This window comes from Gottschalkia acidurici 9a, assembly GCF_000299355.1.
Taxonomy (GTDB): domain Bacteria; phylum Bacillota; class Clostridia; order Tissierellales; family Gottschalkiaceae; genus Gottschalkia; species Gottschalkia acidurici.
This window is the reverse complement of the sequence record NC_018664.1, coordinates 842,137-857,767: the sequence shown is the minus strand read 5'-3', so window position 1 is coordinate 857,767 and position 15,631 is coordinate 842,137. Positions and strand designations below refer to the sequence as shown.

The following is a 15,631-nucleotide window of genomic DNA, read 5'->3' as shown; positions in this document are numbered from 1 at the left end:
ATTCCGTGCGAAATAATATCACTTTCTTTAGAATATTAATTAAATATAACAAAATGGTGCCTTGTTTATAGAAAATACTTTCTATTATAGGGCACCACTTTATGAATCATGAATATGAATCTAAACTCATAAATATTATCCAATTTATTTAATACGATAAAATTCTATGATGATTTTATACCTATAAACAAACCATTCATAATCATACCAACAATAATTAAGATAATTCCAACTAGTGATAAGCCACTTGGCATAGATCCTCCAAGTAAAAGTATATCTCCAAGTACTGTAAATACCATTGTACCAGACTGAGTAGATTCAACAGCTGCTAAAAGTGAAGACTGATTTTTTACCATATCTGTTGCATAATAGTACAGAACCGTAGCAAAAACTCCAGAAAATAAAGCTAGTAAAAATGTATTTAAAATATGTCCACCATTTGGAATACCGGTTGAGTTGAATCCGTATATAGCCAATACTATACAAATAGGTATACTGGATATAGCCATACCTAGTGAACGTTGAAAAGTATTAAGTCTTCCTTGAACTACCTCCATCATTTTACGATTTCCCAATGGAAAGAAAAATGCGGCTATTATGACAGGGATGAATCCCATCAAGAACGAAAGTAAACTAATAGAAGTTGCTTCTTTAGCTTGCATACATATAACGCCTAAAAGAATAATCATTGAAATTTTCAAATTAGAAAGTGGAATTTTTTCTTTTACTTTTTTCATACCTTCTGGAGTTTTAATAATTTTGTAGAACATAGGACTTAACAGAGCACCCGCTATAATAGTTATTTGCCATGTACCTGCAGTAAGCCAAGCAGGAGCAAATATAGATGAAAAACTTAAAAGCGCATAGAAACCAATATTACCTATAGAACCCCATATAAGCCATTTAAAAGGATTTATCTTTATTTCTTTAAATAAAGGTTTAAGTTCTCCTCGAATTGCAACAATAATAAATAATATTGGAATTGCCATAAAATATCTTAATGATGCTGTCCATGCCCAGCTCAGTCCACTAACATTCATTGCACGATTTATAATGAATGTTGCTGAAAAAAACAGTGATGATAATATTCCAATAAGAATTGCACGCATATAAACACTCCTTTATAATATATAATATATTTGTCTTTCACAAAGGTTACGTATAATATACTATACTTTTTTATTGAAAAAGTAAATTATATTATGCATTTTTTATAAAAAAATATAAAATAATAGATTGATCGGGAGGTTTAAATTTGTCAATACAAGAAAATAATCCAGATTACTTTATTCAAAACATAGGAAGTATAGTTAGATCATTAAGAAAAGAAAGAGGTTTTAGTTTAGAAGAGCTTTCTTCGAAGGCAGGAATTAGTAAAATAACTCTTGGTAATATTGAAAGAGGAGAAGGTAACCCAACTATCTCAGTTATTTGGAAGATAGCTAAAGCTCTCTCTGTTCAACTAATGGATATTCTTAATATACAAAACACTGTTAATATATCACGCTTTGGAGAAGGAATAAAAATTTCTGATGAAGGCAAAGATTGGCAAATTGAGCCTATGTTTTCTGAAAGCGATGGGAAATTAGAAGTATATAGAGCCTACTTAGCTCCAAAAGGCACCTATACAACAAAAGTAAATCATCCTAATGCAAAGAAGATAATAACTGTTATGTCAGGTACAACGGATATTACAGTTTCTAGTAAGAAACATACATTAAATGAATATGACTCTATTTCTTTTCATGCTAATGAGGAACATAGTTACTTTAATTTTTCAGATGAGCTATGTATTCTTCATTTAACAATGATTTATCTATAATTTTCAAACAAAGATACTCTTTAGTCAACAGCTAATTTTTGCTTTTTTGTATCTAAAAAGGATGTTACAGTATCAGAAATTTATATTCCATACCATGACATCCTTTTTTTATTATTCAATAGAGTTTCTAAGATAAATTTTCTCTTAAATATAACTGTATTACTTTCTAACGTGACTTATACTTTTCTAGTACTATAGAGACTTTGTCTATATAGCTATTACTCATATAGGTTGACCTTAGAGTATAAATGAACATGAATCAAGCCGTTTTATATTTTTAGATTCAGTAATTTTTCTTATCTTCATGTATATCCTGCAGTTCTAAATAAATATTCTTCTTCTAAAACATTAATTAAATAAAATCTAATATATAATACTAACTTTCTTTTTTATCTGATAATTGTGTCCTTAACAACTTCCTCTTCAGTGCTTTTATATCATCTACAATTAGTCTATGCTTAACTTTCTTAACATCAAACTTAAATATCTTAAAGGCAAGTTGAACAAAGTACCCCATTCCTAATGATATAATTAACGTTCCAATGCCTGCAAATCCACCTAAAACATATCCAACTGTTAATACACTTATTTCAATAGAATTTCTAACAAACCTTACAGACTTATTAGTCTTTTTTACTAATGCAACCATTAGTCCATCCCTAGGACCTGCTCCCATACCCGAACTTATATAAAGGTATGAAGCTACACCACTTATAAACATTCCAACCAATATCATAATAACTCCTTGTGTAAAAGTATCCATAACTGATATGAGGCTGGTCGATGTTATGAAATCCATAAATATACCAACAAAAAACATATTACATAGTGTTCCCCATCCTATTTTTTCACCCAACAAACTGTCTAAGATAACAATAAAAACTCCTATTATAATATTAGATTGCCCTATGGTAGTACCTAGTATATTTGAAATTCCTTTATGAAATACGTCCCATGGAGCAAGGCCTAAATTTGCGTTAATAGTCATAACTATTCCAAGAGCACATAGAAAAAGTCCTATAAATAACTTTATAAAATTTAAAAAAGTTTTCCTTATATCATGCATGATGTACACTTCCCTCTCAAGACTAAACAAACTATATATTTCTTACTATATTATTTTATTATATTTTCTAATAAATTTCTTGAAAATCTTTAAGCGATTTGTATTATTTAGCTAACAATAACTTTCAATATATTGTAATATAGATAATTATTTATTTCTTTAATGTATTTTAAAATTATTAAAACTTTACCTGATTTCATCTTTAATCTTAAGAACAAATTCTTTAATATTATTACTGCACATAAGTGGAATGTATTTTTTTATTATATTTATATCTACATCCCACCATTTACATTCGAGTAGCATTTGTATTTCTTCCTTTGAGAATCTTTTCTTTATCTCTTTAGCTGGATTACCACCTACTATTGTATATGGTTCAATATTTTTAGTTACTACTGATCTTGACGCTATAACAGCTCCATCACCAATTTTAACTCCAGGCATTATCATAGCCTCAGTTCCTATCCATACATCATTTCCAATAATAGTATCTCCTTTTCTCTCAAATCCATCTAAAGCATTTTCATTGAGGTCTGGCGTATAAAAAAATGGATATGTTGTAACCCAGTCATACTTATGTCCTTGATTACCTGACATTATGAATGTCGCTCCAGAACCAATCGAGCAAAACTTTCCTATTTTAAGTTTATCTACGTCATCCATATCTGGCGAAAGATATCTAACACAGTAGTCCTCAAAGTGTTTCTCATGATAATATCCTGAATAGTATGTGTAGTCTCCTACTTCTATATTTTTATTTGTTATATGATCTTTAATTATATATCCTTTCATCCAAGTTTCGAAAATTTTGTTTTCCAATTTCGGTCTCCCCTATTCTATACTATTTACTCTGATTATATAAATATAGTTTTACATAAAGTCTCTATGACATTCTTTATTAGTTATTTAATCCAGTCCTCACAGTTCCATATATCAGTCACAACATCCCTGTAAAACTCTGACTCATGACATACTAAGAGTATACTTCCCTCGTATTCTTTTAATGCTCTTTTAAGCTCACGTTTTGCTTCAACATCTAAATGATTTGTTGGCTCATCTAGTATCAGTGTGTTTGTAGGCTTATTTATAAGCTTACATAGTCTAACCTTTGCTTGCTCTCCTCCACTTAACATTGATATCTTGCTATCTATATGTTTGTTTGTTAGTCCGCATCTAGCTAACGCACCTCTTATTTGATGTCTATTGTATTCAATAAGGTCATTCCACACCTCATCTACAACACTATTATTATTTAATTCTTTAATTTCTTGTTCAAAGTAACCTATATCTTGATAACTACCCGATTTGACGCTTCCACTTATAGGCTTAATTAATCCAATTAGACTTTTCAGTAGTGTGGATTTTCCTAAACCATTAGCTCCAACTAGAGCTATTTTTTGATCTCTTTCCATTATCAAGTTTAGAGGTTTTGTTAGAGGCTCTTTATATCCTATAACTAAATCTTTTGCTTCAAAAATCACCTTTCCTGACGCTCTAGAAAACTTGAATTGAAACTGTGGTTTTGATTTTTCACTTGAAATCTTTATCCTTTGCATCTTATCCAACTTTTTTTGTCTAGCAGTTGCCATACCTTTTGTGGCAGCTCTTGCTTTATTCTTTTTAACAAAATTCTCAAGCCTAGCTATCTCTTCTTGTTGTTTTTCATATGCAGATTTTAATTGTTTTTTATTTGCTTCATATTCCTTTAGAAAGCTATCATAATTCCCTATATATCTTGTTAATGTCTTGTTTTCAACATGACATATTACGTTAACTACACTGTTTAGAAACTGTACATCATGTGATATTAGTATGAACGCATTACGATAGTTTTTTAGATATGCTCTCAACCACTCTATATGATCTTCATCAAGATAGTTTGTAGGTTCATCTAATAGTAGTATATCTGGTGATTCTAAAAGAAGTTTAGCTAATAAAACCTTAGTTCTCTGTCCACCACTTAAATCTGTAACTTCCTTATTTAATCCTAAATTTCTAAGTCCAAGTCCTGTTGCAACTGCTTCTATCTTAGAATCTATACTGTAAAAACCATTGTTATCTAATATATCCTGAATATTACCTATTTGCTTAAGGGCTCTACTCATTTCTTCGTCATTCATTTTGCCCATTCTATTATATAAATCATTCATCTTCATTTCCATATCAAATAGATATGCGAATGCTTCTTCTAACACAGATTTTATGGTTTTTCCTTTTTTAAGCTCAGTATGTTGATCCATATATCCAACACTAACTTTATTGCTCCAATCTATTTGTCCTTTATCTGGTATTAATTTATTTGTTATTATATTCATAAAAGTGGACTTACCTTCGCCATTATCTCCTATAAGTCCAACATGTTCCCCTTTTAATAGTCTAAAAGACACATTTTCAAATATAGCTCTATCTCCAAATCCATGGCTCATATTTTTAACAGTTAAAATACTCATTGTTATACTTTCCTTTTCTAAAAATTCTTATTTTAAAATTTGCTTATTAAATATAAGTCTTTCTAGTCACATAATAACATTGGTGCTTTATACTACTCAAGTTCATGAATGATTCTGTATCAAAGTTGTTTATATTCACTTATAAAAATGTACAAAAAATCGGTATTTAATATCAATGTCTATAATATTAAAATACCGATTTGTATTTATATTATTTATTTTTCTTGTCTTATTATTCTTCTAATGCTATGCTCAGTAAGATAGTACTGCCCAGCAAGCTCTTTAATAGGCACTCCTTGATTGTATAAATCAAATATCTCTTTATTTCTTTCCTTCAAGCTATCTTTTGCACCACTGTTTTCTCCCCAAGCTTTCTTATTTTTATTCTTTACAGGTATATATAAATATCCGCCTTCTATATATTCTTGAATTAATTCAATTATATCTTTTGGCAATATATTTTGTGCCTTTTCATATTTCATAATCTTTGCTCCTATCTACTATTTAATCTGTAAATAATGAAGCAAAGACCACACAAAACAGTTTTAATCCAATCTAATTTAGTCTAATAAAATTCGGCTCTGATGCTTCATGTAGTCTTTGCACAGAGCCTACAACTCTAGTAAAATTTAGTTGAGATCTCATATATAACCCTCCTATCAATTTTATTTTATACTTCTGACCCAATTCTAAAGTAATTTTACCATATATATTTATAAAGTAAAGCTATATGACTTTGATTATAGTAACAACTACTGTTACAATTAAATCATACTTTTAAAATGTAATTGCATTAAAGCTATTTAAATAATCAATAAAATATTAGGAGATGTTAATATGAATCTAAGTAGAAATGACTTATGTTGGTGCGGAAGTGGACTAAAATATAAAAAGTGCCATATAGAATTTGATAAGAAGTTAAATTCTTTAGAATCACAAGGATTTCAAGTTCCACAAAGACAAATTATCAAAACTAAAGAACAGATTGAGGGTATAAGAAAGAGTGCTATAGTTAATAGTGCTGTACTTGACTTAGTAGCTAAAAATATAAAAGAAGGTATGAGTACTGAAGAAATAGATAAGTTAGTTCATGACTATACTATATCTCAAGGAGCAGTTCCAGCAACTCTCAACTTCCAAGGGTATACTAAGAGTTTATGCACATCAATAAATAGCGAAGTATGCCATGGTATACCTAGTGAAAATGTAATACTCAAAAATGGAGACATAGTAAATATAGATGTGTCAACTATATTAGATGGCTATTTTTCAGACGCTTCAAGAATGTTCATAATTGGTGAAACAAGTGAGGAAGCAAAAAAATTAGTGGAAGTTTCAAGAGAATGTCTATATAAAGGTATTGAGGCAGTAAAGCCTTGGGGATTTTTAGACGACATTGGTGCGGCAGTTCAAGAGCATGCAGAAAAACACGGTTATTCTGTAGTAAAAGATTTTGGAGGCCATGGTATCGGACTTGAATTTCATGAAGAACCTTTTGTAGCTCACTATGGTAATAGGGGTGAAGGAATGATTTTAGTACCTGGAATGATATTCACTATAGAACCTATGATAAATGAGGGGTCGCATGAAATAGTAGTAGATTCTGAAGATGGTTGGACAGTATATACTGAAGATGGATCTCTTTCTTCACAATGGGAGCATACCATATTAGTAACAGAAGATGGTGTAGAGATACTTAGTAAGTAATTTTTTATAAATTTCAGCTGGAGCAAGTATGTCTTCTAAGAAACTCCAGCTGAAGTCAAGTATTACTCAATTAATTATCTATCTTTAATCTTATTTTTAATCTCTTCGATTTTTAAACTTTTTATATTTTATTGTCTCAGTAAATAAAATAAAGAATTTAAAATATTTAAATAATTTATCTAAGACTATTTTATATAAGATTGTACTGTTCTTTTACTAAACTATAGATACCTACTTTTTCTAATAACTCAATGGGTGCTAGAAATGTAACTGTAGCAGTTCCTGGATATCTTCCAATTTCCACTGCTCCATTTATTGTAGTTCTATTCTTTACTTCTGGAACACTTATATTAAAAAGTTCAGCTGCTCTAGTAAGTCCATTATCTATTGCTTCATTTAGGTTTGACCCAGTTCCAACAAAGCTTATTGGAGCAGTATTTTCTAGTGACTCTATTCCCCATTCACTTGCTAATTCCATTGCTCTTTTCTTTTCCTCTACATTTAGTGGCTTAGCTAAGTATGGAAGGTCTTCTTCAACAGGTAATATTATTGGCCCATCAATATTTAAGTTTTTGATTACTTTTACCTTTAAAGTGACAACTGAAGAAACGTCACAGGTATGTCCTGCTATTTCTCCATCTCCCTGCATAGCATGAACGTCTCCTACATAGACTCCTCCACCCTTTACTTTAACAGGACATATAACTATTGCTCCTTCTCTTGCTCTATTAATATCCATGTGTCCATCAGTTTTATGTTTTAACAATTCTTCCTCTGTTAATGCATACTCGTGTGGAGCACCTAATAAGAATGATCCGAAATCTCCAGCATTGTGAGAATCAGGCATAGGTATAGATGGAGTTGTTCCTAGTTGACCAATAAATGGTTTCAATCTTGAAATATTACCTACTATATCATGAGGTGCAAATGTTACTACTGGGTTTTGAATTGAATTATCTGGAACAGCCATGTATGACTTTGCCTTTTTAGCAGCTTCTTCTGATGCTTCTTTAGTTAGCGTAACTCCTATCGTTTTATTTTCATTTAAAGCAATAGTATAACCGTTAGTAAACTGAAACGCAGCGATTTCCTCATCACACTTTGCACAATGTACAGAAGCTGATCCAATACCCTCTAATTTTGTTTCTGGATAAAGTGTTCCACAATTAGGACATCTTCCAGCCACAAAAGGATCTCCAACAAAATTTTTCTCTACTGCAACTTCATTTCCTGAAGATGCTACTGAAGAAGTTACTGTAATTGATTTAATATAGATTGCAACTGCATCTCCTATTTCCGCGTTTTCTACGAACACAGGTCTTGTTACTTCATGACCTCCTCTTAATGCAGGAGTAATCATAGGTCCCCAACATCCAGGTGCAGTATTGGCTACTATTATTCCTCCATCCTTAACAGGACCAAGCATTGATCCATTTGGATCTAATATTCCATTTGTAAAATCATTAACAAATACACTTTCCTTTGGCAAAATATATCCTCCTTTTTTATTTAAGTTCATTGAGTATTTTTCATATTTTTATTTATCTAATATATTTAGCGTAATTACCTAAAAGATTAAGTAACTCTTATAAAATACTTAAAAATCATTATCTAATACAAAATAGAGAATGATTTTAATTGTATTGAAATCTGATACTTAGTTGTATTTTTCATTACATTGTAATTAAGTTTATATCTATTATTTGAACCTATATGTAAAGTCTCATAAGTAACTATTATAATGTCCTTTTTACTATATAATTATTAATGCTTATACAATAAAAACTCTTGTCATTTATACTTTGACAAGAGTTTTACTCATTAATATTTCACTACTATTTTTCATTTTCATCCCATACATATCACTAAAAAAATATCTAATTGTTGTACTTTAAATAAAGCTATTTCTTTATTATTTACTTTCCTCTAGCTCTTTTAATATATCTTCAAACATATCTTTCGAAAAATTACAGCTTTGTATCCCATAATTAAGTGTCTTCAATCGGTAATACGCTATATCTTCATATCCATCAGGAATCTTTTCTTCTTTTATTGACTCTTCTAAATTTTCAAGATTATCTTTTTCAACATCAGTAGTTTCTATGATGTTTTTTAGTATAGCCTTCTTATTTTCATTACTCTCAACTAAACCTAGAAAGAAAAGCTTAGTTAAAGCTTCCACTTCTAATTTACTTTGAGATACCTCAGAATACATCCATTTAAAAAACTCTTCTTTTCCCTCATCTAAAATAGTGTAAATTTTTTTATTACGACCATTTTCTTTTCTTTCCTCAAAATGGATAAGCCCTTTTTTTAATAGTTTATTAGTTGTAGTTCTAAGACTACCATAGCTAGCACTATAAAATAGTGATATGCTTGTCTCGAAATGTTTGTTTAGTTCATAAATAGTTTGACTTTTTAAAATTAATAAACCCAAAATTACATATTCCATAATTTTCCCCCTTCTATATTGACAATAAATTCAACCAATGTTACTATTAGTAATATATCTAATAGTAACACTTATTGTTATTAAATTCAATATGAGTTTAATATATCAACAAGGTAATATCAATTTCAAGTATCATAAATATTTTCTGTGGAGGTGTTTATATACTGACAATTTAAAGATGAATTTGGGACTATAAGTATATTAAGAGTTTATAAAGTTAAGGGGGATAATTATGAATGAACATGTAAAAAAAATTACTATACGCAATGTATCTATCTTTGCTATTATAGTGCTTACTTCTGGCTGGATAGGCAAAGTAATAGATTTAATGATGGGAGTACAGTCATATGAAATTGAAAGTCTTGGAATGCTTATATGGCTTATTGCACCAATAGTTTGTTCTATAGCTCTTAGGTTCTTTGGAGGAGATGGTTGGAAGGATATTGGATTTAAACCTTATTTAAAGAAAAATATCAGATGGTATATTGTTTCATCATTAGTCTTTCCTATCCTTACAACGTTTGTTATATTTATAGGAAGTGCTTTAGGATGGATATCTTTTGACACTTCACAATTTGAAATATATATTCAGGCATTCATAGTTGCGCTTATACCTAACTTCTTAAAAAACATCCCTGAAGAATTTGCATGGCAAGGATATCTTACCCCTAAGCTACGCTATCTTATTAAAAATGATTTTATTCTTTATATCGGAGTTGGATTAATTTGGGGGTTATGGCATGCTCCATATTATATATATTTCTTAACTGACGCCACTATCAATAGTATTACTGGATTAAGCAGATTTACATTTATCTTGGTAGCAACTATTACAATGATAGCTTGGTCTATACCTTTTATAGAATTACGTCTTTTGACTAAATCAGTTTGGCCTTGTGTCTTAATGCATATGGTTGAAGATGCTTTTCTTAATCCTTTAATCTTAGTAGGATTCATAAAAATATCACGTTCAAAAGAATTATTTATTTCTCCGATATATGGCCTAATCTCTATAGCACTTTATATCACATTAGGCTTAATATTACGTAAGGTTAGAATAAATAGAGATAAGGCTATTCAATCTTCTGAAGAAAATCCTATAATATCTGGTAGTAATATAACTTGAGATAAATAGATAATATAACAAAGCTAATATACTTGATATAACTTAAAGGCTACCTGTTCTTACTATGTTATATAAGTGAAAATAATTATAGCTCTTTGAATTACAAAGTCATTTTAATTTTCCAATAATAAAAGAGCAATCATGTTGATTGCTCTTTTATTATTTATTTTTTACTTTTACTGTCCTCTTAAGTACGTAGGCTACAATATATCTTATAATGATTTTTCTCTTTTATTTCCGATATATAGTCCATCTTGTACTTCCTCAATATAAATAAATCCTAAATTTTCGTAGTATTGATTTAATTTATTATTTGATGACTGACAATCTAAGCGTAGTTTATCTTTCCCATGTTCAATGGCTATATCTTCACAGTATTTTATGATTGCTGAACCCGCACCCTTAGCATCTAAGTCTGTTACTAGGTTATGTATATAGTAAGCTGGTATCTTATCTTCCCATAATTTATCACTATCACTCAATACAACAGCTCCAACAATTTTGTCAAATTCTTTTTCACTCAGAGTATATAGGCTATTTTGTAAAATACAATCACTAAAGTATTCCTTCGGATACCATTCCATATAATTTGTCTTATTCCACTGCTCGATACCATAGTCATCCATCCACATTATTCTCTTTTTAATTAATTCCAAAATGTGGTCTATATCTTTTTCTCGTGCCAATTTAAAATTATATTTTTCCTTCATATAACTATCCCTCACAAAATGTACTTATCATTAAGTAAACTTTTATATCTTTCAAGCAAATAAAATGCATCTACTATAATTCTTAGTATTTTTCGAAATGTTATGCATATTACTTGTTCTTATACCAATCTAATGCTTTTCTTTCTAACTCCTTAACAAATTCATCTTTACCATCACAGTAAGCCTCTATGTCTGAAGGAAACATTATAGCTAGTTTGCTCTTCAATTCTCCATATTCAATTGCATAGTCTGGATGTTCTCTTAAGTAATCACGAACAGCTAAATGTCTTTCAATATCATTAGAATTACTACTTTCAAATATATGTATTTGATGAGTTCTATTTTCTAACCCTTTTCTAAAGTATCTTCTTCCGATCATACCATATTCGCCTTTTGGCTCATAACCAAGTGATTCAAATTCTTTATTATGGTTGTCAACTTTTGTAATACCCTTTACTACAACCATAATATCAATAATCGGTTTTGCCTTTAGGTTTTCCACTGAAGTACTTCCAATGTGATAAATATTGACTAATTCATCTTTGAGTATATTTTTAATCTTCTCAGCTTCATCCAGATATAATCCAGGCCATTCTCTTTTATATTCTACAACTCTAACCTTCATCTAATCACCTTCTTCCTCAAACTAAATATATCTTTTTATCATTATCTCTGATTCTCAAATTTTCCACCATGATAGCAGTAATAATTATCTGCATCTATAGATATAAGTTTCTCAAGTGAATCTTTAGCCATATCTAAATCTAATGTAAATTGTGGATTAGCAATAGTGAGTTTATTATTATCAATAACTGCAGCGTCTCCTGTGATAATAGAGTTACACTCACTCAAATATAAGGAAATGTGTCCTGGCATATGTCCGGGAGTCTCCAATATCTCACAACCACCAGCCCAATCAAAGTAATCTCCATCTTTAACCTTTATGTCCACGTATACTGGTTTGACTTTTTCTAAAGATTCACAGAATTCGACTCCAAATTGTTTCTGTTCTTCTGGTAACATCTCTAACACTTCTTCTGCTTGTAACAAACGTAATGATTTTTTATTACCACAAATATAATCACTTTCTATTTGACTCGCTATGACTCTAATATTAGGATACTTTTGTTTAATTTCAAATAAAGCTCCCATATGATCATCATCGTGGTGAGTAATCAATACTTTGGTTATTGAGCTAGGATCAACACCTTTTGATCTCATCTCGTCTTCCAATAGTGGTAAAAAACCAGGATATCCACAGTCTACCAAAACAACATCATTATCACTCATCAACAATACTGGATGTATCGACTGTATTTCATCCTGATATTTAAATTTTATATCTAACATTATTATTTTGTTCATTTTATTTCACCTCATAAAATATAATGACTTACATTGCCTGCATATAGATACTATATAGTATGAGTATAATTTCTTTATTTATCAACATGTTCTCTCTCTGCTAATATAAGCTTCTGGCAAGATGTAAAATGTTCATTATATATATTAGTTCCATCTCTCAGGCAATAGTTCTGCAATAGTTACTATTTTATCTTTTAGCTGTACCTGACATTTATAATTTTCATCATGTATTTGGTTAATAAATTCTCTACATCTTCCACAAGGGGGGACAATTTCTCCAGTTTCGCATATAGCAACTAACTTATCAATTCGACTTTCACCGGCAGTAATCATTGCTGCAATAGCTGCATGTTCGGCACAGAATCCCATTGAACATGGACTATCAATACAAACGCCTTTATAAATATTACCTTTGTCAGTTAATATTACAGCGGCAACTGAACCTGCATAGGTACTTCTTGACAATTCACGTGGATTCAAGGTTGATTTAGCAATATCTATTAACTTAATAAATTCCATATTTATTTCTCTTCTATCTTAAAAATTAGCTTTTAATACTTTAGGTATCAGATTGGTTACTTAAAAAATACTTTCTAGAATCAAACAGAAAGACACCAAAATCCAGTTATATTTATTCCACACTTTTATCCTTAATAAACTTCATATGCAGAATTGGAAATGGATTTCCTTGTTCATCAGTTTCTGATCTATCATAAACTTCAAACCCTAAATGTTTATAAAATTCTAGTGCTTGTGGATTTTGTTCATTTACATCAACTAGATTTGCTTCAAGTGTATTTATTACATAATTAATAAGCAATTTTCCAATACCCTTCCCAAAATGCTCTGAACTTATAAATAGCATTTCTATCTTTTTATTTTCCACACCTATAAAGCCAAGAGGTTCTCCTAATTTATCCTTTGCCACAATAAGTTTATCAATTCCTTCAATACCTAATTCTACATGTGGAATTAACATCTTGATATCATCTTGTGTTAAAAATAAATGAGTTGCCTTTACAGAATTCTCCCAAATATATAAAAGCTTTTCTATATCAGTTGAGTTTCTTAATATAACCTGTTCAATTAAAACATCTACCATAATACAGTAGTTCACCTCCACTATAAATCTTTGAATATTATAATTCATTGTAATTTAAGATTCTAGTATTCGTAATATTTTATAAAATAATTAATGAGAATTAAAGCGTTTTTATCTTATTCTTTGTTAATAAGATATTTAAGAGAAGAATAAAGAGCAATCTAATATTAGATTGCTCTTTATTGACTTAAGAACTAAAATCTATATAAAAGAGATAAGTTTTCTTAATTCAAATAACCTAGATTAACTACTTTGCAGCCCATACTTCTATTTCAATTTTTAATTCAGGTAATCCTAATCCACTTATATATGCAATTGTCATAGACGGTGGATTATCACCAAAAAGTTCATCCCACTTAGAATCAAAGAAATCCCAATCTATTTGTTCAGTAGCCCAGATATTTATCTTTATAACATCATCTGCATGCAAACCTTGGCTAGATAGTAAATTTGATATATTAAAGAAAGTGTTGCTTACCTGATCATTAAGGTTTGAAGGAATATTTCCTTTAAGGTCTACTCCTACTTGACCTGATGAAACATAAATTTCAGAATCTCTTGGTATTTTAGTAATATGGCTATATCTACCAACCGGCTCTGGAACCCCAACCGGATTTATTCTTTGTATTCTATTGTTTTTCATTAAATTACCTTCTTTCAGATATAAATTAGCTACTATTTCTATTAACTTAAGAAGATTTTAGTAACTTATCTCTTTCTTAAGTCAATTCAGAAAAAAATAGCCGTAGAATGTCCAATTCCAGAAGATAAAAATTTTAAGATTCTCTTTTTCATGTCTTCTTTCTCCCTATATTTACTATATTAATGTCTTATATTATAAACTAAGTTGATTTATATAACAAACTTATTTTTAAATTATAGGATGATATAAAGATAACATACTTACCCTTCTATTTATAGTTTTTCAACCGGTATTTGTACTTCACTAAGATAATTGCTTGTATTTTTCTCATTCCAAGGTCCTTTTATAGGTAACTGGCGTGTTTTTCCAACTATGACATATCCATTTTCCTCTATCCAATTACCTAAAAAATTGTATGCTGGTAAAAGATTTGAATAATCACCTGGAACTAAAATACTCACTGCCTGTTTTATTGGTTCACTTTGTTTAAAAACGAAATCTCCATCACTTTCTAATAATTCTGCAACATCCATAACAACTTCTACATCAACTTCATTTTCTTTATATCCCTCTTCATGATATGTAGCATAATAGACATTACCACATTGAATACCCTTATTTTCTATATATTTACTTAATCTTTCCCAAAGTAAACCTTCTTTATCATGTGCAGGTATAGTATCTCTCAATGAAACCACATTATATGATGGTACAGTTTTTAAAGTAACATTATAACTCATATTGACTCTCTCCTTTTTTAAGTTTTTAATTACGGAGTTGATTTTCTTCAATTTTTCTTGCTCTAATATAATCTTACTCTCAGCCTCATCCCTTTTCTGGCTTAACATTTCCTTTAACCTATTATCAGATTCTTCATTTATAGCTACTGATATTTCGGCTACATTAAATCCCATATCACGTAACGACACTATAAGATTTAGCTTTGTAATTTGTTTAGCTGAATAATATCTATATCCTGTGAAATCATCTACCTTAGTAGGATTAAAAAGTCCCACTTCATCATAGTATCTGAGCATACGTATAGATACTCTTGCTAGCTTCGAAAAATCTCCAATCTTAAACATAAAATCAACTCCTTAAAACATCATTATTCTAGCTACAATTTAACAATAGTACCTCACATAATGTGAGAGTCAATACCTTATTTAATTTCTTAATTTTCTATAA

General features: G+C 29.8%; 17 protein-coding genes. 3 read left to right on the top strand and 14 right to left on the bottom strand.

Annotated elements, in window-relative coordinates; translation table 11 throughout:
* Positions 1–164: 164 nt before the first annotated feature.
* The gene (locus CURI_RS03880; protein WP_014966976.1) at positions 165–1,109 is read right to left on the bottom strand and encodes a DMT family transporter; all 945 of its coding nucleotides are present in this window, start codon (positions 1,107–1,109) and stop codon (positions 165–167) included.
* Positions 1,110–1,255: 146 nt separating this feature from the next.
* Between CURI_RS03880 and CURI_RS03875 the strand changes: the two genes are divergently transcribed.
* Positions 1,256–1,822 (top strand): helix-turn-helix domain-containing protein, encoded by a 567-nt coding sequence (locus CURI_RS03875; protein ID WP_014966975.1) that lies wholly within the window; start codon positions 1,256–1,258, stop codon positions 1,820–1,822.
* Positions 1,823–2,198: 376 nt separating this feature from the next.
* Here CURI_RS03875 and CURI_RS03870 read toward each other — a convergent pair whose 3' ends face one another.
* The 4 genes from CURI_RS03870 to CURI_RS03855 all read right to left on the bottom strand — a co-directional run bounded on the left by CURI_RS03870 (position 2,199) and on the right by CURI_RS03855 (position 5,820).
* Positions 2,199–2,888, bottom strand: coding sequence for a YczE/YyaS/YitT family protein (locus CURI_RS03870; protein WP_014966974.1), 690 nt, complete (start codon positions 2,886–2,888; stop codon positions 2,199–2,201).
* 186 nt (positions 2,889–3,074) lie between these two features.
* Positions 3,075–3,680, bottom strand: a complete 606-nt coding sequence (locus tag CURI_RS03865) for a CatB-related O-acetyltransferase (protein WP_041701938.1) — start codon at positions 3,678–3,680, stop codon at positions 3,075–3,077.
* A gap of 110 nt (positions 3,681–3,790) precedes the next feature.
* Positions 3,791–5,338 carry an ABC-F family ATP-binding cassette domain-containing protein gene (locus CURI_RS03860; protein ID WP_014966972.1) on the bottom strand — a complete coding sequence of 516 codons (1,548 nt, stop codon included), beginning with the start codon at positions 5,336–5,338 and terminating at the stop codon, positions 3,791–3,793.
* A 215-nt stretch (positions 5,339–5,553) separates the two neighbouring features.
* Positions 5,554–5,820, bottom strand: coding sequence for a CD3324 family protein (locus CURI_RS03855; RefSeq protein WP_014966971.1), 267 nt, complete (start codon positions 5,818–5,820; stop codon positions 5,554–5,556).
* Positions 5,821–6,175: 355 nt separating this feature from the next.
* Between CURI_RS03855 and CURI_RS03850 the strand changes: the two genes are divergently transcribed.
* Positions 6,176–7,045 carry a methionyl aminopeptidase gene (locus CURI_RS03850; protein ID WP_014966970.1) on the top strand — a complete coding sequence of 290 codons (870 nt, stop codon included), beginning with the start codon at positions 6,176–6,178 and terminating at the stop codon, positions 7,043–7,045.
* Positions 7,046–7,235: 190 nt separating this feature from the next.
* Here the strand turns inward: CURI_RS03850 and CURI_RS03845 are convergent, their stop codons facing one another.
* Both CURI_RS03845 and CURI_RS03840 read right to left on the bottom strand, forming a co-directional pair.
* On the bottom strand, positions 7,236–8,534 hold the full coding sequence (locus CURI_RS03845) for an acetamidase/formamidase family protein (protein WP_014966969.1): 1,299 nt from the start codon (positions 8,532–8,534) through the stop codon (positions 7,236–7,238).
* 423 nt (positions 8,535–8,957) lie between these two features.
* Complete coding sequence (locus CURI_RS03840; RefSeq protein WP_014966968.1) at positions 8,958–9,497, bottom strand: PadR family transcriptional regulator; 540 nt, start codon at positions 9,495–9,497, stop codon at positions 8,958–8,960.
* Positions 9,498–9,729: 232 nt separating this feature from the next.
* On the opposite strand from CURI_RS03840, the gene CURI_RS03835 reads away from it, so the two are divergent.
* The gene (locus CURI_RS03835) at positions 9,730–10,623 is read left to right on the top strand and encodes a CPBP family intramembrane glutamic endopeptidase (protein WP_014966967.1); all 894 of its coding nucleotides are present in this window, start codon (positions 9,730–9,732) and stop codon (positions 10,621–10,623) included.
* A gap of 212 nt (positions 10,624–10,835) precedes the next feature.
* On the opposite strand, the gene CURI_RS03830 is transcribed toward CURI_RS03835, so the two are convergent.
* From CURI_RS03830 to CURI_RS03800, 7 genes are all read right to left on the bottom strand, one after another.
* Complete coding sequence (locus tag CURI_RS03830) at positions 10,836–11,333, bottom strand: GNAT family N-acetyltransferase (protein ID WP_014966966.1); 498 nt, start codon at positions 11,331–11,333, stop codon at positions 10,836–10,838.
* Positions 11,334–11,442: 109 nt separating this feature from the next.
* A complete protein-coding gene (locus tag CURI_RS03825; protein WP_014966965.1) occupies positions 11,443–11,958 on the bottom strand; it encodes a GrpB family protein in 516 nt (171 codons plus the stop codon).
* A 41-nt stretch (positions 11,959–11,999) separates the two neighbouring features.
* Positions 12,000–12,698 carry an MBL fold metallo-hydrolase gene (locus CURI_RS03820; RefSeq protein ID WP_014966964.1) on the bottom strand — a complete coding sequence of 233 codons (699 nt, stop codon included), beginning with the start codon at positions 12,696–12,698 and terminating at the stop codon, positions 12,000–12,002.
* A 144-nt stretch (positions 12,699–12,842) separates the two neighbouring features.
* Positions 12,843–13,217, bottom strand: coding sequence for a cytidine deaminase family protein (locus CURI_RS03815; protein WP_014966963.1), 375 nt, complete (start codon positions 13,215–13,217; stop codon positions 12,843–12,845).
* A gap of 112 nt (positions 13,218–13,329) precedes the next feature.
* Positions 13,330–13,800 (bottom strand): GNAT family N-acetyltransferase, encoded by a 471-nt coding sequence (locus tag CURI_RS03810; RefSeq protein ID WP_014966962.1) that lies wholly within the window; start codon positions 13,798–13,800, stop codon positions 13,330–13,332.
* Positions 13,801–14,047: 247 nt separating this feature from the next.
* Positions 14,048–14,443: a RidA family protein gene (locus tag CURI_RS03805; protein ID WP_014966961.1), complete on the bottom strand. Its 396-nt coding sequence runs from the start codon at positions 14,441–14,443 to the stop codon at positions 14,048–14,050.
* A gap of 272 nt (positions 14,444–14,715) precedes the next feature.
* Positions 14,716–15,528 (bottom strand): MerR family transcriptional regulator, encoded by an 813-nt coding sequence (locus tag CURI_RS03800; protein WP_014966960.1) that lies wholly within the window; start codon positions 15,526–15,528, stop codon positions 14,716–14,718.
* Between the last annotated feature and the right edge of the window lie 103 nt (positions 15,529–15,631).